We start from the raw sequence: 21,947 nt of genomic DNA on the forward strand, positions 1-21,947 counted from the left end.
CCCGTAGCAACGCGCCATATCGCGTCTCCTGGCATTCACGATATATCGCGGACACGGAAAGTCAAGACACCCGTTCCGGGGATCCTCGGGCTCGAACGTCGCTCCGGAAGCTCCCGAGTGACCGAAACGGGCGAATCGTCCTAGCGTGTGACCATGCCGACGGAATCTTCACGAACCGCTCCCGCCGCCCCGGGCCGTACCCCCGGCGCCCTGCTGCTCTGCCGTGCGGAGCCCGATTCCGTCGCTCCCGTGGCCCGGCTGCTGCGCGAACCCATGCTGCTCACGCGCGCGGGCGAGGAGTGGAGCGTCCTCGTCCCCGAGGGCACGCCCTGGCTGGAGGACGGCGAACCCGTCGACCGCGTCCTGACGGGCTGGGCCACCGCCCTGGCCGTCGGCGCCCCCTGGCCCGTCCTCGCCCTGTGGTGGGACGCGGACCGCGCCGGCTACACCCTGGCCACCGGCTTCCGCCGTCCCGTCGGCTACGTCTGGCTGGCCAACGGCACCCCGGCGGGCGAGGACGAGGCCATGCGCACCTTCGCCGCCCGTATCGGCCTCGACCCGGTGCTCGACGTGCAGACCCTCTACCGGCTCACCGAACCGGCCTCCGCGACCGACGCACCCGCCCGTCTGCGGGCCCTGCTCGCCGTCCTCACACGCGTGGGAGTCACCCTTCCCGCGGGCCTCGCCCCCGGGGAGTCCGCCGACCGCCTCCGCGCGGCCGCGGGCGCCCAGCCGGACGCCCGCCCCGTCGAATGGCCCGGCTGGCGCGACGCGGTCCGAGCGGAGCTCGAAGCCGCGACCCACGCCCGTTTCGGCCCTTGGTTCCCCTGGTCGGGAGACCCCAGAGCCCGCCTCCTGGCCCTCGCCCAGATGGCGGCGGGCCTCCCGCTCGCCGCCTGGGGCCTACGGCGCCGCAGCGGTGGCTGGACCACGGCGGGAGCGCTGCTGCTGGCGCACGGCGCGCTCGGTCTGGCGTACGGACTGGCCCATCCGCCCGACTGACGCCATGACAAACGGGGCGCCCCACAGGCGCCCCGCACATGAGCCGAACCGACCGGCGTCTACTCGTCGTCCTCGTCGTCCAGCCGCGCCAGCCAGGTCGCCAGCCGCTCCACCGGCACCTCGAAGTCCGGGTTCAGGTCGACGAACGTCCGCAGCTGCTCGGCGAGCCACTCCAGGGTGACCTCCTCCGCGCCGCGCCTCTTCTCCAGCTCTTCGATGCCACGGTCCGTGAAGTACATGGCTCAAGGATAAGTGGGCGCGAACGACCGGGCCGCACCCCTCGCAGAGGGATGCGGCCCGGTCACGTACGGCCTGCGCGAGAGCGGTTACGCCTCGAAGACCTCACGCACCAACTGCTCCTGCTCGGCCTGGTGCCGCTTCGCGGAGCCGACCGCCGGCGAGGAGCCGTGCGGGCGGGAGATGCGACGCAGGCGCTCCCCGTGGGGGACGTCCGCGCCGACCGCCAGGTCGAGGTGGTCGATGAGGTTGAGGGCGATGAACGGCCAGGCACCCTGGTTGGCCGGTTCCTCCTGGGCCCAGAGGTACTTCTCGGCGTTCGGGTACTTGGCGATCTCGGCCTGGAGCTCGGCACCCGGCAGCGGGTACAGGCGCTCGATGCGGATGATCGCGGTGTCCGTCACGCCGCGCTTCTGACGCTCGGCGTCGAGGTCGTAGTAGACCTTGCCGGCGCAGAAGACGACCTTCTTGACCGCGGCCGGGTCGACCGACGCGTCGCCGATGACCGGGCGGAACTGGCCGCTCGTGAACTCCTCCGCCTTCGAGGCCGCGGCCTTGAGGCGCAGCATCGACTTCGGGGTGAAGACGATCAGCGGCTTGTGGTGCGGGTTGTGCACCTGCCAGCGCAGAAGGTGGAAGTAGTTCGACGGGAGCGTGGGCATCGCGACCGTCATGTTGTTCTGGGCGCAGAGCTGGAGGAACCGCTCGACGCGGGCCGAGGAGTGGTCCGGGCCCTGGCCCTCGTAGCCGTGGGGCAGGAGGAGCGTGACGCCGCTCGTCTGGCCCCACTTCTGCTCGGCCGCCGAGATGTACTCGTCGACCACCGTCTGTGCGCCGTTGACGAAGTCGCCGAACTGCGCCTCCCACATCACCAGCGCGTCGGGGCGGGCCAGCGAGTAGCCGTACTCGAAGCCCATGACCGCGTACTCGGACAGCAGGGAGTTGTAGACGTTGTAGCGCGACTGGTCCTCGGCGAGGTACTGGAGCGGGGTGTGCTCCTCGCCCGTCTCACGGTCGATGAGGACCGCGTGGCGCTGACCGAAGGTGCCCCGCTGGGAGTCCTGGCCGGACAGCCGGACCGGGGTGCCCTCCAGGAGGAGGGAGCCGACCGCGAGGGTCTCGCCCATGCCCCAGTCGATGGTGCCGTCCTCGACCATCGACGCCCGGCGCTGCAGCTGGGGCAGCAGACGCGGGTGCACGTGGAAGTAGTCGGGGATGTTGACCTGCGACTCGGCGATCCGCTTCACGACCTCCGTGGAGATCGCGGTGTTCACGGCGACCGGGAACTCCGCCTGCGGGTCGGACACCGGACCCGTGCTCGGCTGGGCGGTGACGGCCTCGCGGACCTCCGTGAAGACCTTCTCCAGCTGACCCTGGTAGTCCTGCAGGGCCTGCTCGGCCTCTTCCAGGGTGATGTCGCCGCGACCGATCAGGGACTCGGTGTACAGCTTGCGCACCGAGCGCTTCTTGTCGATCAGGTCGTACATCAGCGGCTGCGTGAACGCCGGGTTGTCCGACTCGTTGTGACCGCGGCGGCGGTAGCAGATGAGGTCGATCACGACGTCCTTGTTGAACGCCTGGCGGAACTCGAAGGCCAGGCGCGCGACGCGGACGACCGCCTCGGGGTCGTCGCCGTTCACGTGGAAGATCGGGGCCTCGATCATGCGGGCCACGTCCGTGGCGTACATCGAGGACCGCGACGACTCGGGAGCCGCCGTGAAACCGACCTGGTTGTTGATGACGATGTGGACCGTGCCGCCGGTGCGGTAGCCGCGCAGCTGCGACATGTTCAGGGTCTCGGCCACCACGCCCTGGCCCGCGAAGGCCGCGTCGCCGTGCAGGGCGACGGGGAGGACGGTGAAGTCCGTGCCGCCCTTGTTGATGATGTCCTGCTTGGCCCGGGCGATGCCCTCGATGACCGGGTCGACCGTCTCCAGGTGGGACGGGTTCGCGGCCAGCGAGACCTTGATCTGCTCGCCGTCCAGGCCCGTGAAGGTGCCCTCGGCGCCCAGGTGGTACTTCACGTCGCCGGAGCCGTGCATCGACTTCGGGTCGAGGTTGCCCTCGAACTCCCGGAAGATCTGCGCGTACGACTTGCCGACGATGTTGGCGAGGACGTTGAGGCGGCCGCGGTGGGCCATGCCGATGACGACCTCGTCGAGGCGGGACTCGGCGGCCGAGTCCAGCACCGCGTCGAGCAGCGGGATGACGGACTCGCCGCCCTCCAGGGAGAAGCGCTTCTGCCCGACGTACTTCGTCTGCAGGAACGTCTCGAAGGCCTCCGCGGCGTTCAGCCGGCGCAGGATGCGCAGCTGCTCCTCGCGCTCCGGCTTGGTGTGCGCGCGCTCGATGCGGTCCTGGATCCACTTGCGCTGCTTCGGGTCCTGGATGTGCATGAACTCGACGCCGGTGGTGCGGCAGTACGAGTCGCGCAGCACGCCGAGGATGTCGCGCAGCTTCATCAGGGACTTGCCGGCGAAGCCGCCGACCGCGAACTCGCGCTCCAGGTCCCACAGCGTGAGCCCGTGCTCGGTGATGTCCAGGTCGGGGTGCTTGCGCTGGCGGTACTCCAGCGGGTCGGTGTCGGCCATGACGTGGCCGCGGACCCGGTAGGAGTGGATCAGCTCGAAGACCCGGGCGGCCTTGGTGACGTCGTCGTCGTGGCTGGCGTCGATGTCCTTGAGCCAGCGGACCGGCTCGTAGGGGATGCGCAGCGCCTCGAAGATGTCGTCGTAGAAGCCGTTCTCGCCGAGGAGGTAGTTGGCGACGACGCGCAGGAACTCGCCGGAGGCGGCGCCCTGGATCACCCGGTGGTCGTAGGTCGACGTGAGCGTCATGACCTTCGAGATGCCGAGCTTGTTCAGGGTGTCCTGGGAGGTGCCCTGGAACTCCGCCGGGTAGTCCATCGAGCCGACGCCCATGATGACCGACTGTCCGGGCATCAGACGCGGGACGGAGTGCACGGTGCCGAGGCCGCCGGGGTTGGTCAGGGAGACCGTGACGCCGGTGAAGTCGTCCATCGTCAGCTTGCCGTCGCGGGCGCGGCGGACGATGTCCTCGTAGGCCTGCCAGAACTCGAAGAAGTTCAGCGTCTCGGCCTTCTTGATGCCGGCGACGACGAGCTGGCGGTCGCCGTTGGGCTTCACCAGGTCGATGGCGAGGCCGAAGTTGACGTGCTCCGGCTTGACCAGGGTCGGCTTGCCGTCCTTCTCCACGAAGGAGTAGTTCATGGACGGCATGGCCTTGATGGCCTGCACCATCGCGTAGCCGATGAGGTGGGTGAAGGAGATCTTCCCGCCCCGGGCGCGCTTCAGGTGGTTGTTGATGACGATGCGGTTGTCGAAGAGCAGCTTCACCGGGACCGCGCGCACGGACGTGGCCGTGGGGACCTCGATGGAGGCGTTCATGTTCTTCGCGACCGCGGCGGCCGGGCCGCGCAGTGTCACGAACTCCGGCCCCTCGGGGGACGCGGCGGCAGGCTCGGCCTTCGGCTTGGCGGCGGCCGGCTTAGCGGCCGGAGCCGGAGCCTTGGCCGGAGCCGGTGCGGCGGCCTGCGCGGGCGCCGGAGCGGCGGCCGCGGGCTTGGCGGCCACGGGAGCCGGAGCGGCCGGAGCCGGAGCGGGCGCCTGGGCCGGCGGGGCGGCCTGCGCGGGCGGGGCGGTGGTGGTCTCTGCGGCCCCCGCGGCCGCAGTACCCGCCGGAGCCGAGGCGGCGGCCGCCCCGGGCTTGTAGTCGGCGAAGAAGTCCCACCAGGCTCGGTCTACGGAATTCGGGTCCTGGAGGTACTGCTGATAGATCTCGTCGACGAGCCACTCGTTGGGACCGAAGGCCGCTGCGGGATTCTTGCCCGCTTGGTCTGCGTCGGTCGAGATGCTCGAGTTACTGGGGGACTGTGGCGACACGGCGGCAACCGCCCTCTTCCGCTTCACAAGGTGATGGACAGCGGGAATAAAGGCTACGCCTCCAAGACCGGGTAGGTCAGGCCGGGCCCGTCCATCGTCGTGTAAGTCACATGAAACTGCGTGTTTCGGGGGTGGAAATGGCGGGAAACAAGCGTGGTTCCGCTTCTTCCGGGATGCGCGGAGCGGGCCTCGACGCGACGACGGCGCGGGCCTGTGCCTGATCACACGTGTCCGTCAGTACGGACGAGCGTGGATCTTGTGGCTCCGCTTCGAACTTTACGTCAACTTGGCAGAGATGGAAGGCCCGGAAGACTGATGAGAATCCGGCAGCCCCGCTCGGATTCGGCCACACCGATCCGGCCGCCGTGCAGATCCACCGCCCAGCGGGCGATCGCCAGGCCGAGGCCCGTACCGCCGTCGCTGCCGGGCCCGTGCGGCCGGCTCACGCTGCCGCGGTTGAACCGCTCGAAGACCCGGTGCCACTCCGACCGGGGGATGCCGGGGCCCTCGTCGAGAACCTCCAGCTCGAGCGACTCGGGAAGGGCCCCGCGCCGCGCCCTGACCGTCACCCGGCCGTGCGGCGGGCTGTGCTTGACCGCGTTGTCGATGAGATTCGCCACCACCTGGTGGATCCGCTCCGGATCGGCGTGCGCGGTCAGCTCCGGAGGGGTCACGTCGAGGTGCAGATGGACGTCCGTGCGCGTGTGGCTGCCGGACCCGGAGGCGATGCCGGCCCGCGCCGAGGCGACCATGTTGGCCTCCTTCAGCACCCCCGACAGGTAGGGCCACACCTCGAAGCGCCGCCTGCGCAGCGGTACGACCCCGTTGTCCAGCCTGGACAGGTCGAGGAGCGTCTCCACCAGACGCCCCAGGCGCTCGGTCTGCTTCAGGGCCGTCCGCATCGTCTCGGGGTCGGCCTCCGTGACGCCGTCGACGATGTTCTCCAAAACCGCCCGGAGGCCCGCGATCGGTGTGCGCAGCTCGTGCGAGACATTCGCCACGAGCTCCTTGCGCTGCCGCTCCTGGGCCTCCAGGTCGTCCGCCATGCGGTTGATCGTCTGGGCCAGGTCGCCGAGCTCGTCCCGCCGGTTCTCGCGGACGCGGCGGGTGTAGTCGCCGTGCGAGATCGACCGGGCCACCGCGTTCATCTCGTCCAGCGGTGCGGTGAGCGAATGCGCCACGAACTGCGTAATCAGCAGCGTGGCGATCATCGAGAAGACCGTGATGAAGCGCAGTTCCGTCTTCGTGTGCACCGCGATCATGAGCAGACCGGTGGTGATCAGCACCGAGATGACGACCAGGGCGCCGAGCTTGGTCTTGACCGAGAACGGGCGTACACCGCCCCAGGGATCCCCGGGGCGTCTTGGTGCGGCCGGCCCCTCGCTCATGGCGTCGGCGTCTCCAGGGCGTAGCCCACGCCGTGCACCGTGCGGATCCGCTCGGCGCCGATCTTCCGCCGCAGCGCCTTGATGTGGCTGTCGACCGTGCGGGTGCCGGAGGCGTCCGCCCAGTCCCACACCTCGGCCAGCAGCTGCTCACGGGAGAGCACCGCGCGCGGGGTGTTCGCCAGGCAGACCAGGAGGTCGAACTCCGTGGGCGTCAGATGGACGTCCTCGGAGCGCACCCGTACCCGGCGCTGCGCGTGGTCGATCTCCAGCTCGCCGAGCCGCAGGATGCCGCTGCGCGGGGTCGAGGCGGCGATCGCCGCCCGCTCCACGCGGCGCAGCAGGACGTGCACGCGCGCGGCCAGCTCCCGCATGGAGAAGGGCTTGGTCATGTAGTCGTCGGCGCCGACGCCGAGCCCGACCAGCATGTCGGTCTCGTCGTCCCGCGCCGTGAGCATCATCACCGGCACCGGCCGGGCGGCCTGCACGCGACGGCAGACCTCCAGACCGTCGAAGCCGGGCAGCATGATGTCGAGGATCAGCAGATCGGGCTGCCAGGCCTCGGCGGTGTCTACCGCGGACGGACCGTCGCCCGCCGTTTGCACGAGGAATCCCTCGGCGCGCAGGCGGGTCGCGATGGCGTCCACGATCGTCGGATCGTCTTCGACGACGAGTACCCGGCGCTGTGCGCCCTGGGTTGCCGCCGTGCCGTTGTGGGAGGTGTGTGTCTGCTCCATCGCCCGCCCCTGAGGTGTGCAATTCCGGAACCAGTGGGGTGATCCCTTGTCTGCGCATGACTGCGCTTGACGCTTGAATGATCGGCGTCAGGGAAGCAGAGTACGGGGAGTCACCTCGGCTTTGCTATCCAGGTCGGACGGCGAGATGCACCACGTCCGGAACGCCCCGGGCAACCGGGATCTCTTCGGTACGCACCTGTTGGAACCCGGCATTCCATAGGGATCCCTCGAATTCCGGAGAGGGCTGGGCCGACCACACCGCCAGTACCCCGCCTGGCCTCAACGCCCTTGCGCAGCTTGCGAGTCCGGCCGCGGTGTACAGCCCGCCGTTGCCCTCCGTGACCGTCCAGTCGGGCCCGTTGTCGATGTCCAGGCACAGCGCGTCGAACGTGTCGCATCTCTCATTGACGAATGCGACTAGATCCGTTTCCACAATTTCGGTGCGGGGGTCGGCGAGGGCCCGCTCCGACAGCGTGGCCAGCGGCCCGCGACGGTGCCAGTCGATGATCGCCCGCTCCCGCTCGACCACCGTGATCCGGCCCCAGCGGGGATCGGCCGCGGCGTGCGCCAGTGAGAAGCCGACGCCGAGGCCGCCGATGAGCACGCTCGGCCCGGTGCGGCCGTCGAGCGCGTCGAGGGCGGCGTCCACGAGCCGCCGCTCGGAGCGGCCGTCGGAGGTGTCCATGAGGAAGCAGCCGTTGGCGATGATCTGCAGTAACTCGCCGTGCCTGCGCAGCACGACCTCGCCGTGCGGGCCCTCACGGCGGTCCAGGACTTCGGGGATGTCGTACGAGGTGGGCATCGGCCCATCCTGGCAGCCTGAAGCGGATCCGTGTGCGGTCGGTGTTCTTGAGAAGTGGCTGTGAATCGGCGTCGGGGTGGCGCGGGTCACAGACAGCGCCCCGGTGGGAAGCCAAGGGTGGGGTGAACGGAAGGAGCGCCTCACCGTGGAACGGAACGTGACGGTGGGTACGACGGGTTCCTCCCCGCCGGTGCCCGGGAGCGCGGCGGGGCAAGACGCCCCTGTGCCCGGCGTCTCCGGCCTGCTGGACGCGATGCCTGCCCAGAGAGGTGCCGCGCCCCGGGCCGCCCCCGCGCCGGTCACGCCGGCCGCCGCGGAACCCCGTGAACCCGGCCCCCGGTTCCGTTTCCGCCCCTGGTGCCTGCTGCCCACCCCCACCGGGACACCCTTCACCTTCGGCTACGCCGCCGTCCTCGCCGTCACCTCCCTGGTCACCGAGTACGCCGACCCCGCCCTCGTGCACACCCTGCACCAGGCGTCCAGCACCGATGTGGCGCACCTGGTGCGGACGCCCGTCCTCGTCCTGGTGGCCAGCGCGCTGTGGATCGCGGGCGGCGTCCTCTCGCCGTACGCGATCGGCTTCTTCTTCGTCCTGACCGCCCTTGAGCGTCGCATCGGCGGCCTGCGCACGGCCGGTGTCTTCCTGCTGGGGCATGTGCTCGCCACCCTCGCGACCGAGGTCCCGGTGGGGCTCGCGGTACTGGCGGGCCACCTGCCCGACAGTTCGCTGCACCGCCTCGACTACGGCGTCAGCTTCGGCGTCGCCACCTCGGTGGGCGCCCTGGCCGGCCTGCTCACCCCGTGGCTGCGCTGGCCGCTGCTGGCGCTGTTCGGCGGGATGCTGATCCTGGACCTGGTCGCCTTCACGGACCCGCTGACCAACTGGGGCCACCTGATCTCACTGACGATCGGCATCGCCACGTGGCCGGCGACGCGACGCCGGCACCGGACACGGGGGTCCGGGGGTTCGGTCCGCCCGGGCCGGGCCGCGGCGGGGAAAACGTGTCGCCCCCGGGGCGCGGCAGACCCTACCGTCGTCCCATGAAGCTGCTCTCCGTCAACGTCGGCAGGCCCCGCCCCAACCCCTGGAAGGGGCTCGGCGCGACAGGCATCGACAAGCAGCCTGTCGAGGGCCCGGTCGCGGTCGTCGCCCCCGGCCCCAAGGGCACCGGCGCGGTCGGTCTCGCCGGCGACCGGGTCTACGACGTGAAGCACCACGGCGGCTTCGACCAGGCCGTCTACGCCTACGCCCGCGAGGATCTCGACGGATGGGAGGCCGAGTTGGGCAGGCCGCTCGCGGGCGGCGTCTTCGGGGAGAACCTCACGACCACCGGCCTCGACGTCAACGGCGCCCGGATCGGTGAGCGCTGGCGCATCGGGCCGGACGTCGTCCTGGAGGTGTCGTGCGCGCGGATCCCGTGCGTGACGTTCCAGGGCTGGCTGGAGCGTGACGGTTGGCTCGGGCGCTTCACGCGGGCCGCGCGGCCGGGCGCGTATCTGCGCGTGATCGAGCCGGGGGACATCAGTGCCGCCGATCCGGTCGAGATCGTGCACCGGCCGGACCACGAGGTGACCGTCGCGCTCGTCTTCCGCGCGATGACCCTCGAACCGGAGCTGCTGCCACGGTTGCGGGCCGCCGACGCGCTGCCGGAGGAGATCAAGGACCTGGTCCGCAGGCGTACGACCGCCTAGGCCGTCCCCTCCAGGGGGACCCTCCGCGCGCGTCGGACGACGGTTCGGGCGACGGACCGGACGACGGCGTCACCCGGCTGAGTCACCGCTCGTCGCGCAGGGCCTCCCGCAGCGACTTCGCGGTGGCGGTCGGGTCGTAGCCGTCGGGCACGCCCTCGACGAGGATGATGTCGCCCTGGATGTGCCGCGAGCGCAACGGTGCGATCTCCTGGTACTCAGGTGAGTCCCACCAGGCCCGCGCCTCCGTGATCCCGGGAAAACCGATCACCACGACGCTCCCGGGCCAGCTGCCTTCCTTCACCTCGTGCTGCGCGAAGTGCACGAGGAAGCGTCCGCCGTACGGCTCGAAGGTGGCGGGTATCCGCTCGACGTACTCGATGATCTCCGGGTGCGGCGCGGCCTCTTGCAGGTGGGCGATCGCGTAGGCGGGCATGGTGTCCTTCCGTCGGGTCGAACTCTCTGCGACGAGGATGGTATGCCCTGCGCTTGAGGGGCGGTGCTTGTGAACTCCGTTGCGGAGACAGGGCAGTTGCCGTGCGGTGGGCGGAGTGTCAGTCGTCGCCCCGCACGCGCGCGTGCAGGTGCTGGTCGTGCCGGCCGTCGGCGTGCAGCAGGGCGCCGCGCATGGTGCCCTCCAGGGTGAATCCGGCCTTCTCGGCGACTCGGCAGGACGCCGGGTTGGACACCGAGTGGCACAGCGTGACGCGGTGCAGACCCAGGTCGTCCAGGGCCCACCGGGTGAGGCGACGCGCGGCCTGGACGGCGACCCCGCCACCGCGTCCGGCGGGCAGCACCCAGTAGACGATCTCGGCACTGCCGCCACCGAGGTCGACGCCGATCCAGCCGGTCAGGCCCACGACCTCCCCGCCGCCCACCCGGGCGATCGCCCAGATCGCGCCGGTCTCCGCGGCCCAGCGCTCGTGCATGCGCTCCACGCGTGCGCGTGCCTGGTCGGGAGTCTGCTCCGGGAGCAGGTTCCAGTGGCTGATCGCAGGGTCCCGGCCGGCGGCGACGAGCGCGTCGGCGTCCGCGAGTCGCCACGGCCGCAGTTCCAGGCCGGTGCCGGGAAGGTCGAGGACCGGCTGGGCGTTGTCGGACATGCGGCCCGCGGGGACGACCGGAGGTATCGGAGCGATCACCGGCGCATCATGTCAGACCTGGTCAGAGGGCAGTTGGAGCGTGATCGCTGACAGCGAACGCGCCTGGGGGAACATTCGGCGGCGCACGTGCATTGAGTCGGCATAGCTCAACTTGACTGCCGAAGGGGAGATCATGGCTACTGAGTCCACGGCGTTCACACCGCTCAACCTGCCTGTGCTGCCGCTCGACGACGAGGTCGTGCTGCCCGGGATGGTGGTTCCGCTGGACCTGAACGACGCCGACGTCCGCGCCGCGGTGGAGGCCGCCCAGGCCGCCGCACGGTCGGAGCCGGGCAAGCCCAGGGTGCTGCTGGTACCACGCATCGACGGGACGTACGCGGGCACCGGTGTGCTCGGTACCGTCGAGCAGGTCGGCCGGCTGGCCGACGGTGACCCGGGTGCGCTGATCCGCGGCCGCGGCCGTGTGAAGATCGGCGCCGGCACCACCGGCCCGGGCGCGGCGCTGTGGGTCGAGGGCACCCGGCTCGACGAACGCGTGCCCGAACCGCTGCCGGGGCAGGTCACCGAACTGGTCAAGGAGTACAAGGCCCTTGCCACCGCGTGGCTGCGCAAGCGCGGCGCCTGGCAGGTCGTCGACCGCGTCCAGGCCATCGACGACGTCTCCGCCCTTGCCGACAACTCCGGTTACTCGCCCTTCCTGACCACGGAACAGAAGGTGGAGCTCCTGGAGACGACCGACCCCGTCGCCCGTCTCAAGCTCGCCACCCAGCAGCTGCGTGACCACCTCGCCGAGCAGGACGTCGCCGAGACCATCGCCAAGGACGTCCAGGAGGGCGTCGACAAGCAGCAGCGCGAGTTCCTGCTCCGCCGCCAGCTGGAAGCCGTACGCAAGGAACTGCGCGAGCTCAACGGCGAGTCGGAGGGCGAGGAGTCCGACGACTACCGTGCCCGCGTGGAGGCCGCCGACCTGCCGGAGAAGGTCCGGGAGGCCGCCCTCAAGGAGGTCGACAAGCTGGAGCGTTCCAGCGACCAGTCGCCCGAGGGCTCGTGGATCCGGACCTGGCTCGACACCGTCCTCGAACTGCCGTGGAACGAGCGGACCGAGGACCAGTACGACATCCAGGGCGCCAAGGCGGTCCTCGACGCCGAGCACGCGGGCCTGGAGGACGTGAAGGAGCGGATCACCGAGTACCTGGCGGTGCGCAAGCGCCGTAGCGACCGGGGTCTGGGTGTCGTCGGCGGCCGGCGCGGCGGCGCCGTGCTCGCCCTCGTCGGCCCGCCCGGTGTCGGCAAGACCTCACTCGGCGAGTCCGTCGCCCACGCCATGGGCCGCAAGTTCGTCCGGGTCGCCCTCGGCGGCGTGCGGGACGAGGCCGAGATCCGCGGCCACCGGCGTACGTACGTCGGCGCGCTGCCCGGCCGTGTCGTGCGCGCCATCAAGGAGGCCGGGTCGATGAACCCGGTGGTCCTGCTCGACGAGATCGACAAGGTGGGCTCGGACTTCCGCGGCGACCCCGCGGCCGCCCTCCTGGAGGTCCTGGACCCGGCGCAGAACCACACCTTCCGGGACCACTACCTGGAAGTGGAGCTGGACCTGAGCGACGTGGTGTTCCTGGCGACGGCCAACGTCCTGGAGGCCATCCCGGAGGCGCTGCTCGACCGTATGGAACTGGTCCGGCTGGACGGCTACACCGAGGACGAGAAGGTCGTCATCGCCCGCGACCACCTGCTGCCGCGTCAGCTGGAGCGGGCGGGTCTGGAGAAGGCCGAGGTCACCCTCGACGAGAGCGCGCTGCGCAAGCTGGCCGGCGAGTACACGCGCGAGGCGGGCGTCCGCAACCTGGAGCGGTCCGTCGCACGACTGCTGCGCAAGGTCGCGGCCCAGCACGAACTGGGCGAGCGGAAGCTGCCGTTCACCGTCCGCGACGAGGACCTGCGCGATCTCATCGGCAGGCCGCACCACGTACCGGAGTCCGCCCAGGACCCCGCGGAGCGCCGCACCGCCGTACCGGGCGTGGCGACGGGCCTCGCGGTCACCGGCGCGGGTGGCGACGTGCTGTACGTCGAGGCGTCGCTGGCGGACCCGGAGACCGGCGCGGCGGGCCTGACCCTGACGGGCCAGCTGGGTGACGTCATGAAGGAGTCGGCGCAGATCGCGCTGAGCTTCCTGCGGTCGCACGGCGCGGAGCTGGAGCTGCCCGTGGGCGACCTGAAGGACCGGGGCGTGCACATCCACTTCCCGGCGGGCGCGGTCCCCAAGGACGGCCCGAGCGCGGGCGTCACGATGACGACGGCACTCGCGTCGCTGCTGAGCGGACGGCTGGTCCGTACGGACGTGGCCATGACCGGCGAGGTCTCGCTGACCGGCCGGGTCCTGCCGATCGGCGGTGTGAAGCAGAAGCTGCTCGCCGCGCACCGGGCGGGCGTCACCACGGTCGTGATCCCCAAGCGCAACGAACCCGACCTGGACGACGTCCCGGCCGAGGTCCTGGACAAGCTCGACGTCCACGCCGTCACGGACGTCCGCCAGGTCCTGGAGCTGGCGCTCGCGCCCGCCACCAACGGGGCGACGCCGGAGGTGCCGGTGGCGGCGTGACGGACGCCACCGGACGGGCGAGGCCCGGGTCCCGTGAGGGAGGCCCGGGCCTTCGTCCTGTCACCCGCCGACGTCAGCCGCCGGCGAGGGCGACGACCCGGTCGAAGGCGCCGTTGAACCGGTCGTGGTCGCCGACGGTCGGGCCGGTGGACGTGTACTGCCACATGGTGAAGTTGCTCCAGCCGGCCGGCAGGGGCCCCACGGTGGACGCGTACCGTGCGATCCACAGCGGGGTGGCGGCGGCGAAACCGGCGTAGTCGCCGGTGCACTGGGCCCACCAGCTGGTGGCGGTGTAGATGACGGCCTCCCGTCCCGTCCGCGCCCGGTACTGGTTCAGGAAGTCGCGGATCCAGGTGACCATCGCGCTCTGCGACTTGCCGTAGCAGGCGTCGCCGTACGGGTTCCACTCGATGTCGAGCGCGCCGGGCAGCGTCCTGCCGTCCGGGGACCAGCTGCCGCCGCGGTCGACGAAGTAGTCGGCCTGGGTGGCGCCGCTCGTGGTGTCCGGGGTGGCGAAGTGGTAGGAGCCGCGGATCATCCCGACGTCGTACGAGCCGTTGTACTGCTGCGCGAAGTAGGGGTTGGAGTAGTACGTCCCCTCGGTCGCCTTGGCGTAGGCCCACTTGACCCCGCTGCTCCACAGCTTCGGCCAGTCGACGTTGCCCTGGTGGCTGGAGACGTCGACGCCTTCCGTCTGGGCGGCGCGGTTGTCGGCGGGGAGACCGCCCTGGCCGTCGTGGGCCACGACGCCCATGCCCATGTAGGCGGATCCGCGAGCGGGGGTCGCCGTCGCGGAGGCCGGGGACGACGGGGCGGTGAGGGTGAGGGGGAGGGTGAGGGCGGCGAGCAGGACGCCGGTGAGGAGGTGGCGCCGGGGGCGGCGCGTATCGGGTCTAGGCACGAACACAGCGTGCCTCCGGAGGCTCGGTGGTGCTCGGCGGAAGGATCACCGTCGACCTGCCGCCGGCACCGTTTCCGGCGAGGCCATGCCGGCCCTGACCCGAAGCCGCGCACGTGGCACGCCGGGTGGAGGGGCCCGGAGGCTGCCGTCGGTCCAGCCCTGCGAAATACTGGCGGAGCTGCGACGATGCGGCCATTTGGCGGTAACTTCCAGGACCGGGACATCCGAGGCAGGGGCTGACGTGCACGAAGACGGGAACGGCGACAGAAGCGGTGTCGACTCCGGCGTGTCCGCGAGCGGGGTGGACCAGCCCGCGTTCCTCGCCCTCGAACGCGAACTGACCGTCCTGCTGCGACGCGCCCGCGCCAACCAGGGCGAGATGGCCCGCGAGGTCCACCCCGACCTGGAGTCGGCGGCCTACGGCCTCCTCGTGCGCCTCGACGAGTACGGCCGTCAGCGCGCCACGGAACTCGCCGCGTACATCGGCGTCGGCAAGGCCACGATGTCCCGCCAGCTGCGCGCACTGGAGGAACTCGGCCTGGTGGCCCGCGAGCCCGACCCCGCGGACGGCCGCGCCTGGCTGGTCGCGCTGACCCAGGAGGGCCACCAACGGGTCCGCAGAGTGCGCGAGGCCCGCCGGGCACGGTACGCGGGGCGGCTCGCCGACTGGGATCCGCGCGAGGTGGGGGAGCTGGCACGGTTGCTGGGGCAGCTGAACCAGGGGATGGAGAAGTAGGGCGGGCCGGGGGAGGTTCGTCCCTTTGAGTGGCTCATCGTAGGTTTTCGGCTCACCGGAGCGCCCCAGGGAATTCCCTGGGGATTTCGGGCGGTACCGCCCCAGGGTGATTCCGGAACAGGGAGCCGACATGACCCAGCCGAAGCCTCTCGACCCCGCCTCCATGACCGAGTTCTACGGCGCCGAGTTACGCCGCAGGCGCGAAGAGGCGGGGCTGTCGCAGGGTGGGCTCGGGGATCTGGTGTTCTGCTCGGGGGCGTATGTCGGGCTGATGGAGATGGCCAGTCGTAGGCCGCAGTTGGAGCTGTCCGAGCGGATCGACCAAGCCCTCCACGCGGACGGGTTCTTCCGGCGGTTGTGCGAGGCCATCCTCAAGGCGTCCAGGTTCGCGAGCTACTTCGCGGCGGCGGCCGAGCTGGAGCAGCGGGCCCTGACGGTCTGTGACTTCGCGACGATGGTCGTACCCGGGCTGTTGCAGACGCCGGAGTACACGCGGGCCCTCATCCGCTCTGCCCGGCCGCGGGTCGACCCGGAAGAGATCGAACGCCGCGTCACCGTGCGGCAGGAGCGGGCGCGTGCGGTTGAGGCGGGCCAACCCGAGCTGTGGTTCATCATTCACGAGGCCGTGTTGCGCGTGCCGGTCGGTGGGGACGAGATCATGCGCGAGCAGTTGGCGCACGTCGCCGAGATGGCGCGGAGCGAGCGGGCCGTGGTGCAGGTGATGCCGTTCTCGGGCGGGGTGAATCCGCTCCTGTACGGGACCACCACGCTTATGACCTTCGCCGACGAACCACCTGTGGTGTACACCGAGGCCGCCTATTCGGGGCTGTTGATCGAGGATCCGGCAGTGGTCGCCGGCAACGCCAAGTCCTACGATCTGGCCAGGGCGGTTGCCATGTCACCACGGGCCTCCCTCGCCTTCATCTGCCGACTCGCGGAGGAGTACACCCCATGAGCAGCACGCATGATCTGACTTCCGTGCGCTGGTGCAAGTCGTCCTACAGCAACGCGGACGGCGGCTCGTGCGTCGAGGTCGCCGACGGCCTCGCCGGTCTCATACCCGTCCGCGACAGCAAGGTCCCCGGCGGACCGGTGCTGGTCGTGTCCGCCGACGCGTGGGCCGCCTTCGTCCGGGGCTCTGTCAAGTAAGTCCGGCAAGGCTCAGAACTCCACGAACACCACCGTCGCGTCATCATGCGTCTTGCTCCGCCCCAGGAACTCCCGCGCCTCCGCATCCCCCCGCTCCAGCCCCCGTACCCGCTCCACCAGCGCCCCCGCCCCTTCCTTCCGTGCGAAGGCGAAGCAGTCGGTCCAGTCGCCCTGGCCGAACTTCTCCACCCACCGGGTCGCCCCGTCCGTCAGGGCCGCCAGGGCGCGGACCTCTTCCCGGGGCAGCACCCCCGTCACCGCGCGCCCCGCCACCGTCGGATCCGCCGCCGCCGTGAAGAAGCCGCCCTCCTTGTTGCGGATCTCCGCGTCGATCAGGGCGTCCGTGGCCAGAAGTGCGCGGGGGAGGAGGGCGAGGCGGTCGTCCAGGTGGGGGGTCACGGTGCCGTCGGGTGACTCCACCAGCAGCGCCGAGTCCGACAGAACCAGGTACTCCACCGACTCCGCCGACCACCGCGCCACAACCACCGTTGCCTGTGGGGTTCGTGGGTGAGAAAGGTCACAAGTCGTTTCGTGGGCCTCGGCGGTTCGAAGAATCGCTCGGGAAAGGATCTCCGGCAGCGCCAGATCTGGGTAGGAAACGGTCAGTTCGGTCAGGGCACCGCCGAGCCGGGAAGTGAACCAGGGGACCGAATGCAGACAGCCCGTCGCACCCTTGGGGGGTGTCACCCCGTCCAGGACGACGAGCGTGCCGCCCAGTCCGGAAGCCGGTAGGGCGACACCGGCGAAGTCCTCGTTGGGGCGGGCCGGATCGCCGGGTTCCGAGACAAGTTCCGTACGCATCCGGCCAGTCTGCACGAGCTCTTCACAAGGTGCGCGAAAGGCCGCCACCGGACGCCGAATTGACGCAGTCGTGCAGGTCAGGCGCCTGGTTTGGGGTGGAATGACGCACTCCGGGAGGGCGTGACGGCGAATACTGCCACCGCCCGTCGCCGACGTCCAACCGGCCCACCGCGCGAGGGTGTCGCACAAGCCACAGGAACTTGCCCGTCAACTCCCCTCCGAGGTTCACTCCTTCGGGTGGCGGGTCCAATGATGCGCGACCACCGCCCACCGGCACTGGGAGGGTCGGGGCCGTACTGAGTGTACGCAGAGTCGACACTCGGTGGCGGAGCGTAACCCGGCCCATGGGTACTCACGAGTCAGGAATGCGAGCACCGGTGCAGAAGACGCGGCCTCGTCGTACAGGCAAGAAGGCGGCCTCCGGAGAAGGCGTGGAGCCCACGCCCGGCACCGCAGCCCCCGCCGCACCCGTCGGCAAGGGCCGTCCCACCCATGTGCGCACCCGGCTCATCCTCGCCGTCACCGTCGTGGCCGCCGCCATAGCCGGAGCGGGCGTGCCCTCCCTGATCACCGCCTCCGGGGAACTCAGCGACTCGCAGGGCCTGGTGACCCTCGCCGAGCAGACCCAGGACGCCCTCGCGCTCGCCCACTCCCTCGCCGACGAACGCGACGAGGTGACGCCCTACATCGCCGCCGGCCGCCCCAAGTCCAAGGCGCCCAGCGAGCAGCGCAGCGTCCGCGTCGACCGCCAGGTGGAGGAACTGCGCGCCGACAGCGACCTGCCCGCCGCCCTGCGGGGCGACCTGGACGGCATAGCGGCCGTGCGCCGGTCGGCACTCACCGGCAAGAGCAGCGCCTTCGAGGCGCACCAGGCGTACTCGTCCGCCATCTCCGACCTCCACCGGCTCGCCGAGGACCTGGCCGAGCGGCTGCCGCCCCGCGCCGGCTCCGGCGGCTACGCCCTCGCCGAGCTGGACTCCGCCGTCCAGCAGGCCGCGGCCACCCGCGGGCTCCTCCTCGCGGCCCTCGCCGTGCCGACGACGACGCGGACCGTCGTCGACCCGATCACCGGCCTGCCGGCCACCGAGACCAACTCCTCGGACGCCGACACCAAGCAGCGCGACGCCCTCACCGCCGCCGCCCAGCAGGCCCGGCTGCGCTCGGACGCCGCCCTCGCGGACTTCGCCGAGACCGCCCCCGCCGAGGCCAAGGCACGCTACGACTCCACGGTCACCGGCCCCGAGGTGAACTCCGCGGAGAAGTACCTCGCGACGCTCACCGACCAGCCGACCCTGTCCGGCGGTGAACTCGGCACCGGCGCCACCAAGCTGGACGCCGCCCTCTCCGCCCGGATCGACGCGATGCGCGGCGCCGAGGCCGCCCTCTACGACCGCCGGGTCAAGGACCTCGCCCAGCTGCGCGACGACGACGTCACAGCGCTGGAGATCCGCATCGCCGTCCTCGGCGCCCTGATGCTGCTGGCCGTCGGCATCGCCACCGCCATGGCCCGTACGCTCACCCGGCCGCTGTCCGTCCTGCGGCGCGGCTCGGCCCGCCTCGCCGAGGCGCCGGACCCGGCCGCCGAGGAACCGGTCACCTTCACCGGCCGCAACGACGAGTTCGCCCAGGTCGTCCGCTCCGTCAACGCCCTGCACGCACACGCCGCGGCACTCGCAGAGCGCGTCACCACCCTGGAGGCCGACCGCAAGCACCTGGTCGGCCAGCGGCAGAAGATGGCCGACGCCCGCGAGCAGCTCAAGACCGAACTCGCCGACTCCGCCGCCCAGCTGGAGCAGCTGCGCACCCGCATCGGCTCCACCTTCGTCAGCCTCGCCCTGCGCACGCTCGGCCTCGTCGAGCGGCAGCTCGCGGTCATCGAGGGTCTGGAGGAGCGCGAGCAGGACCCGGACCGGCTGGCCACGCTCTTCAAGCTCGACCACTTCGCGACGGTGATGCGCCGGCACAGCGAGAACCTCCTCGTCCTCGCCGGAACCGAACACGTCCAGCAGAGCGCCGTCCCCGTCCCGCTCGTCGACGTGGTGCGGGCCGCGGTCAGTGAGATCGAGCGCTACGAGCGCGTTCGTATCGCGGCCCTGCCGCCGCACGCGCACATCGCCGGGTTCGCCGCCGACGACCTCTCCCACCTGTTGGCCGAACTCATGGAGAACGCCACCTCGTTCTCCCCGCCCGACGTGCCCGTGGAGGCCTCCGCCTGGCTCCTGGAGAGCGGCGAGGTCATGCTCTCCGTCCACGACGAGGGCATCGGCATGACCGGCGACCGGCTGAGCAGGCTCAACGCCCGCCTCGCCGACTTCGACCCCGAGACGACCTACGAGTCCTACGGCTCCCTCGACGAGCACGGCGAGCACGGCCGCGACGGTGAGGACGGCCAGAGCGGCGAGGAGGGACTCGGCCTCGGCCTGTACGTCGTCGCCCGCCTCGCCCACCGGCACGGCGTCCGGGTGCAACTGCGCGAGCAGAAGCAGGGCGGCATCGCGGCCGTCGTCGTCCTCCCGAAGACGCTGCTGGCAGCCGCCCCGACCGCCGCCGCCCCGACGGCGTCCTCGTCACCCGCCGCCGGCGGCGCCCACGCCTTCTCCCTGCCCGGCGCGGACGCGGAGGTCAACTCCAACGTCCTGTACGGCCGCTCGGAGCCCGGCGACCCGCTGGTGGCCCTCGCGGAGAAGGCCGTACGACACAGCGAGCCGGAGGCCCCCGCGGAGACCACCATGGAGCTCATGGTGCCGCTCCCCGCGTCGCCGGAGCCGGAGCCGGAACTCCTGTCGGACCCCGACCGGGAACCCGAGCCGGAGCCGAGTCCGGGCCCCGACCCGGAGCCGGAACCGGAGCCGGAACCGGAGACGATCCCGGAACCGGAACCGGAACCGGAACCGGCGTCGGCGGTGCAGCCGCCGCCGCAGTCACAACCGCAGCCCGAGCCCGAGCCCGGGCCCGCGACCACCGAACCCGCAGCCGTCGACGGCGAAGCCGAGACGGAACACGAACGCACGCCGGACGAACCGCTCACCGACAAGGGCCTGCCCAAGCGCACCCCGAAGATCACCGCACCCACACAGGCGCCCCGCCCGCGCAGCGGATCCGTGGACGCCGAAGCACTCCGCCGCCGTCTCGGTGGCTTCCGCCGGGGGGCGGAGGCCGGCTACCGGGACGTGGAGGTGGAGATCGCCGAACAGACGGGCCAGAACAAGGCGCCCACACCCACCAGGGAATCCGCACAATCCGGAGAAGTCACGGGGGGCACAGCCGAGGAGGCAAGCAGTTGACCGCGCCCAGTACCTTCGGACTGAGCCGTGAGGCACGCAATCTGCACTTTCTGCTGACCAATCTCGTCGAGGAGGTTCCGGGCATCAAGTCGGTCGCCGTCGTTTCCTCCGACGGTCTGCTCCTGCTCTCCTCCGACGCCGACCGCAACGCGGCGGCACGCGAGGCACGCGACGACAAGCCCACCGGACCGCGTGGCTCCGCCGCCGACCTCGCCACCATCGTCTCCGGCATCGGCAGCCTGACCATCGGTGCCGCCAAGCTGATGGAATCCGGCCCGGTGAAACACACCATGGTCGCCATGGACGAGGGCAGCCTGTTCGTGATGTCGATCAGCGACGGTTCGCTGCTCGGCGTGCACGGTTCCGGGGACTGCGACATGAGCGTCGTGGCGTACCACATGGCGCTGTTCGTGGGCCGGGCCGGCCACGTCCTGACGCCCGAACTCCGCAGCGAGCTGCGCGAGTCCCTCGAGGGCGAGTCGACGGGAAGTGTCCGATGAGCAGCAGCGTGAGCAGTAGCAGCAGTCGAAGCAGCAGTACGCCGAACCGCCTGCCGGTCCGCGGCGGCGACCGCAAACCGGCCCGGGTGCGCCCCTACTCGCTCACCGGCGGCCGTACCCGCTTCGGACACGTCCTCCTGGTGGAGACGTTCGTGGCGAGCACCGCCGCGATCGAGGCCGCCGAGGAGCGCAAGGAACTGACGAACGGCTCCCTCCACACCCGGGTCATGCCGGAGATGCGGGCCATCGTCGAACTCTGCCGCCGGATGCGCACGGTGGCCGAGATCGCCGCGCTGCTGAAGATGCCGCTCGGCGTGGTCCGGGTGCTCCTCAGCGACCTCGCGGACCAGGGAAAGATCCGGGTGTACGGAACAGGAACCGGTCACGGCACGGGTCGGCCGGACCGCGCTCTGCTGGAAAGGGTGCTGAGTGGACTCCGTCGTCTCTGACGCCGCTCGCGGTGTCTCCCCGCGTCCCGTTGCGGGGCGTGCCGAACCGGGACGTGCCGAACCGGGGCTCGTCGAACCGGACGAGCCGCTGCGGCCCTGGCAGACGGACCGCACCCGCGCCCCGATCGCCACGAAGATAGTCGTGGCGGGAGGCTTCGGCGTCGGCAAGACCACGCTGGTCACCGCCGTCTCGGAGATCACGCCGCTGCAGACCGAGGCGCTGATGACCGAGGCGAGCGAGGAGCACGACGACCTCACCGCCACGCCCGGCAAGCTGACCACCACCGTGGCCATGGACTTCGGCCGCCTCACGCTCGACGACGACCTGGTGCTCTACCTGTTCGGCACGCCGGGCCAGCAGCGGTTCTGGTTCATGTGGGACGACCTGGTGCGCGGCGCGATCGGCGCCGTCGTCCTCGCGGACACCAGGCGCCTCAAGGACTGCTTCCCCGCGCTGGACTACTTCGAGAGCTGCGGACTGCCGTACGTCGTCGCGGTCAACCACTTCGACGGCAGCGAGCGGTTCGAACCGGAGGACGTGCGGGAGGCATTGACGATCCCCGCGCACATACCTGTAATGATCATGGATGCGCGCCGCCGGATCTCGGCGATCGAGACCCTCCTGGCTCTGGTGGGCCACGCGCTGGACGTCACACCCGAGTAGGAGAACAGCC

General features: G+C 71.0%; 20 protein-coding genes. 11 read left to right on the plus strand and 9 right to left on the minus strand.

Going from position 1 to position 21,947, the window contains the following annotated elements; translation table 11 throughout:
* Positions 1-153: 153 nt before the first annotated feature.
* The gene (locus tag AQJ84_RS13905) at positions 154-1,002 is read left to right on the plus strand and encodes a hypothetical protein (RefSeq protein WP_030038193.1); all 849 of its coding nucleotides are present in this window, start codon (positions 154-156) and stop codon (positions 1,000-1,002) included.
* 59 nt (positions 1,003-1,061) lie between these two features.
* On the opposite strand, the gene AQJ84_RS13910 is transcribed toward AQJ84_RS13905, so the two are convergent.
* From AQJ84_RS13910 to AQJ84_RS13930, 5 genes are all read right to left on the minus strand, one after another.
* The gene (locus AQJ84_RS13910) at positions 1,062-1,241 is read right to left on the minus strand and encodes a DUF6104 family protein (protein WP_030038192.1); all 180 of its coding nucleotides are present in this window, start codon (positions 1,239-1,241) and stop codon (positions 1,062-1,064) included.
* Positions 1,242-1,328: 87 nt separating this feature from the next.
* Positions 1,329-5,141, minus strand: a complete 3,813-nt coding sequence (locus AQJ84_RS13915) for a multifunctional oxoglutarate decarboxylase/oxoglutarate dehydrogenase thiamine pyrophosphate-binding subunit/dihydrolipoyllysine-residue succinyltransferase subunit (protein WP_053190893.1) — start codon at positions 5,139-5,141, stop codon at positions 1,329-1,331.
* 281 nt (positions 5,142-5,422) lie between these two features.
* Positions 5,423-6,529: a sensor histidine kinase gene (locus tag AQJ84_RS13920; protein ID WP_030038189.1), complete on the minus strand. Its 1,107-nt coding sequence runs from the start codon at positions 6,527-6,529 to the stop codon at positions 5,423-5,425.
* Positions 6,526-7,263, minus strand: coding sequence for a response regulator transcription factor (locus AQJ84_RS13925; RefSeq protein WP_030038188.1), 738 nt, complete (start codon positions 7,261-7,263; stop codon positions 6,526-6,528). The genes AQJ84_RS13920 and AQJ84_RS13925 overlap by 4 nt, the downstream gene beginning before the upstream one ends.
* Positions 7,264-7,387: 124 nt before the next feature.
* Positions 7,388-8,065 (minus strand): spermine/spermidine synthase domain-containing protein, encoded by a 678-nt coding sequence (locus AQJ84_RS13930; protein WP_030038187.1) that lies wholly within the window; start codon positions 8,063-8,065, stop codon positions 7,388-7,390.
* A gap of 145 nt (positions 8,066-8,210) precedes the next feature.
* On the opposite strand from AQJ84_RS13930, the gene AQJ84_RS13935 reads away from it, so the two are divergent.
* Both AQJ84_RS13935 and AQJ84_RS13940 read left to right on the plus strand, forming a co-directional pair.
* On the plus strand, positions 8,211-9,110 hold the full coding sequence (locus AQJ84_RS13935; RefSeq protein ID WP_225889093.1) for a rhomboid-like protein: 900 nt from the start codon (positions 8,211-8,213) through the stop codon (positions 9,108-9,110).
* A complete protein-coding gene (locus AQJ84_RS13940; protein WP_030038184.1) occupies positions 9,107-9,757 on the plus strand; it encodes an MOSC domain-containing protein in 651 nt (216 codons plus the stop codon). Before AQJ84_RS13935 ends, AQJ84_RS13940 begins: the two co-directional genes overlap by 4 nt.
* Positions 9,758-9,839: 82 nt before the next feature.
* Here AQJ84_RS13940 and AQJ84_RS13945 read toward each other — a convergent pair whose 3' ends face one another.
* Both AQJ84_RS13945 and AQJ84_RS13950 read right to left on the minus strand, forming a co-directional pair.
* Positions 9,840-10,190, minus strand: coding sequence for a DUF1330 domain-containing protein (locus tag AQJ84_RS13945; protein ID WP_053190869.1), 351 nt, complete (start codon positions 10,188-10,190; stop codon positions 9,840-9,842).
* Between the two features lie 118 nt (positions 10,191-10,308).
* Positions 10,309-10,857, minus strand: coding sequence for a GNAT family N-acetyltransferase (locus AQJ84_RS13950; protein ID WP_051869582.1), 549 nt, complete (start codon positions 10,855-10,857; stop codon positions 10,309-10,311).
* A 172-nt stretch (positions 10,858-11,029) separates the two neighbouring features.
* Here AQJ84_RS13950 and lon point away from each other — a divergent pair, with 172 nt between their 5' ends.
* A complete protein-coding gene (gene lon, locus AQJ84_RS13955; protein ID WP_053190870.1) occupies positions 11,030-13,453 on the plus strand; it encodes an endopeptidase La in 2,424 nt (807 codons plus the stop codon).
* 73 nt (positions 13,454-13,526) lie between these two features.
* Here the strand turns inward: lon and AQJ84_RS13960 are convergent, their stop codons facing one another.
* Positions 13,527-14,354, minus strand: coding sequence for a lysozyme (locus AQJ84_RS13960; RefSeq protein WP_198536292.1), 828 nt, complete (start codon positions 14,352-14,354; stop codon positions 13,527-13,529).
* 241 nt (positions 14,355-14,595) lie between these two features.
* On the opposite strand from AQJ84_RS13960, the gene AQJ84_RS13965 reads away from it, so the two are divergent.
* The 3 genes from AQJ84_RS13965 (at position 14,596) to AQJ84_RS13975 (ending at position 16,239) form a co-directional block, all read left to right on the plus strand.
* Complete coding sequence (locus AQJ84_RS13965; protein WP_030038178.1) at positions 14,596-15,090, plus strand: MarR family winged helix-turn-helix transcriptional regulator; 495 nt, start codon at positions 14,596-14,598, stop codon at positions 15,088-15,090.
* A gap of 130 nt (positions 15,091-15,220) precedes the next feature.
* On the plus strand, positions 15,221-16,045 hold the full coding sequence (locus AQJ84_RS13970; protein ID WP_051869577.1) for a helix-turn-helix domain-containing protein: 825 nt from the start codon (positions 15,221-15,223) through the stop codon (positions 16,043-16,045).
* A complete protein-coding gene (locus AQJ84_RS13975) occupies positions 16,042-16,239 on the plus strand; it encodes a DUF397 domain-containing protein (protein ID WP_030038176.1) in 198 nt (65 codons plus the stop codon). Before AQJ84_RS13970 ends, AQJ84_RS13975 begins: the two co-directional genes overlap by 4 nt.
* Positions 16,240-16,251: 12 nt before the next feature.
* Here AQJ84_RS13975 and AQJ84_RS13980 read toward each other — a convergent pair whose 3' ends face one another.
* On the minus strand, positions 16,252-17,040 hold the full coding sequence (locus AQJ84_RS13980; RefSeq protein ID WP_030038175.1) for a protein phosphatase 2C domain-containing protein: 789 nt from the start codon (positions 17,038-17,040) through the stop codon (positions 16,252-16,254).
* Positions 17,041-17,405: 365 nt separating this feature from the next.
* Between AQJ84_RS13980 and AQJ84_RS13985 the strand changes: the two genes are divergently transcribed.
* Genes AQJ84_RS13985 through AQJ84_RS14000 form a run of 4 tightly spaced genes read left to right on the plus strand, consistent with a single transcriptional unit; the run spans position 17,406 to position 21,937 of the window.
* A complete protein-coding gene (locus AQJ84_RS13985; protein ID WP_079022634.1) occupies positions 17,406-20,324 on the plus strand; it encodes a sensor histidine kinase in 2,919 nt (972 codons plus the stop codon).
* Positions 20,321-20,824: a roadblock/LC7 domain-containing protein gene (locus tag AQJ84_RS13990; protein ID WP_030038174.1), complete on the plus strand. Its 504-nt coding sequence runs from the start codon at positions 20,321-20,323 to the stop codon at positions 20,822-20,824. The genes AQJ84_RS13985 and AQJ84_RS13990 overlap by 4 nt, the downstream gene beginning before the upstream one ends.
* A complete protein-coding gene (locus AQJ84_RS13995) occupies positions 20,821-21,273 on the plus strand; it encodes a DUF742 domain-containing protein (protein WP_051869576.1) in 453 nt (150 codons plus the stop codon). The genes AQJ84_RS13990 and AQJ84_RS13995 overlap by 4 nt, the downstream gene beginning before the upstream one ends.
* Positions 21,254-21,937, plus strand: coding sequence for a GTP-binding protein (locus AQJ84_RS14000; protein ID WP_030038172.1), 684 nt, complete (start codon positions 21,254-21,256; stop codon positions 21,935-21,937). Before AQJ84_RS13995 ends, AQJ84_RS14000 begins: the two co-directional genes overlap by 20 nt.
* Positions 21,938-21,947: the final 10 nt, after the last annotated feature.

Origin of the sequence: Streptomyces resistomycificus (assembly GCF_001514265.1) — a bacterium.
Lineage (GTDB): Bacteria > Actinomycetota > Actinomycetes > Streptomycetales > Streptomycetaceae > Streptomyces > Streptomyces resistomycificus.

Bases quoted from the DNA above. Each gene is read 5' to 3' on its own strand.
- AQJ84_RS13905 (WP_030038193.1), top strand. From the start codon at position 154: ATGCCGACGGAATCTTCACGAACCGCTCCCGCCGCCCCGGGCCGTACC.
- AQJ84_RS13910 (WP_030038192.1), bottom strand. From the start codon at position 1,241: ATGTACTTCACGGACCGTGGCATCGAAGAGCTGGAGAAGAGGCGCGGC.
- AQJ84_RS13920 (WP_030038189.1), bottom strand. From the start codon at position 6,529: ATGAGCGAGGGGCCGGCCGCACCAAGACGCCCCGGGGATCCCTGGGGC.
- AQJ84_RS13925 (WP_030038188.1), bottom strand. From the start codon at position 7,263: ATGGAGCAGACACACACCTCCCACAACGGCACGGCGGCAACCCAGGGC.
- AQJ84_RS13930 (WP_030038187.1), bottom strand. From the start codon at position 8,065: ATGCCCACCTCGTACGACATCCCCGAAGTCCTGGACCGCCGTGAGGGC.
- AQJ84_RS13940 (WP_030038184.1), top strand. From the start codon at position 9,107: ATGAAGCTGCTCTCCGTCAACGTCGGCAGGCCCCGCCCCAACCCCTGG.
- AQJ84_RS13945 (WP_053190869.1), bottom strand. From the start codon at position 10,190: ATGCCCGCCTACGCGATCGCCCACCTGCAAGAGGCCGCGCCGCACCCG.
- AQJ84_RS13950 (WP_051869582.1), bottom strand. From the start codon at position 10,857: ATGTCCGACAACGCCCAGCCGGTCCTCGACCTTCCCGGCACCGGCCTG.
- lon (WP_053190870.1), top strand. From the start codon at position 11,030: ATGGCTACTGAGTCCACGGCGTTCACACCGCTCAACCTGCCTGTGCTG.
- AQJ84_RS13970 (WP_051869577.1), top strand. From the start codon at position 15,221: ATGACCCAGCCGAAGCCTCTCGACCCCGCCTCCATGACCGAGTTCTAC.
- AQJ84_RS13975 (WP_030038176.1), top strand. From the start codon at position 16,042: ATGAGCAGCACGCATGATCTGACTTCCGTGCGCTGGTGCAAGTCGTCC.
- AQJ84_RS13980 (WP_030038175.1), bottom strand. From the start codon at position 17,040: ATGCGTACGGAACTTGTCTCGGAACCCGGCGATCCGGCCCGCCCCAAC.
- AQJ84_RS13985 (WP_079022634.1), top strand. From the start codon at position 17,406: ATGCGAGCACCGGTGCAGAAGACGCGGCCTCGTCGTACAGGCAAGAAG.
- AQJ84_RS13995 (WP_051869576.1), top strand. From the start codon at position 20,821: ATGAGCAGCAGCGTGAGCAGTAGCAGCAGTCGAAGCAGCAGTACGCCG.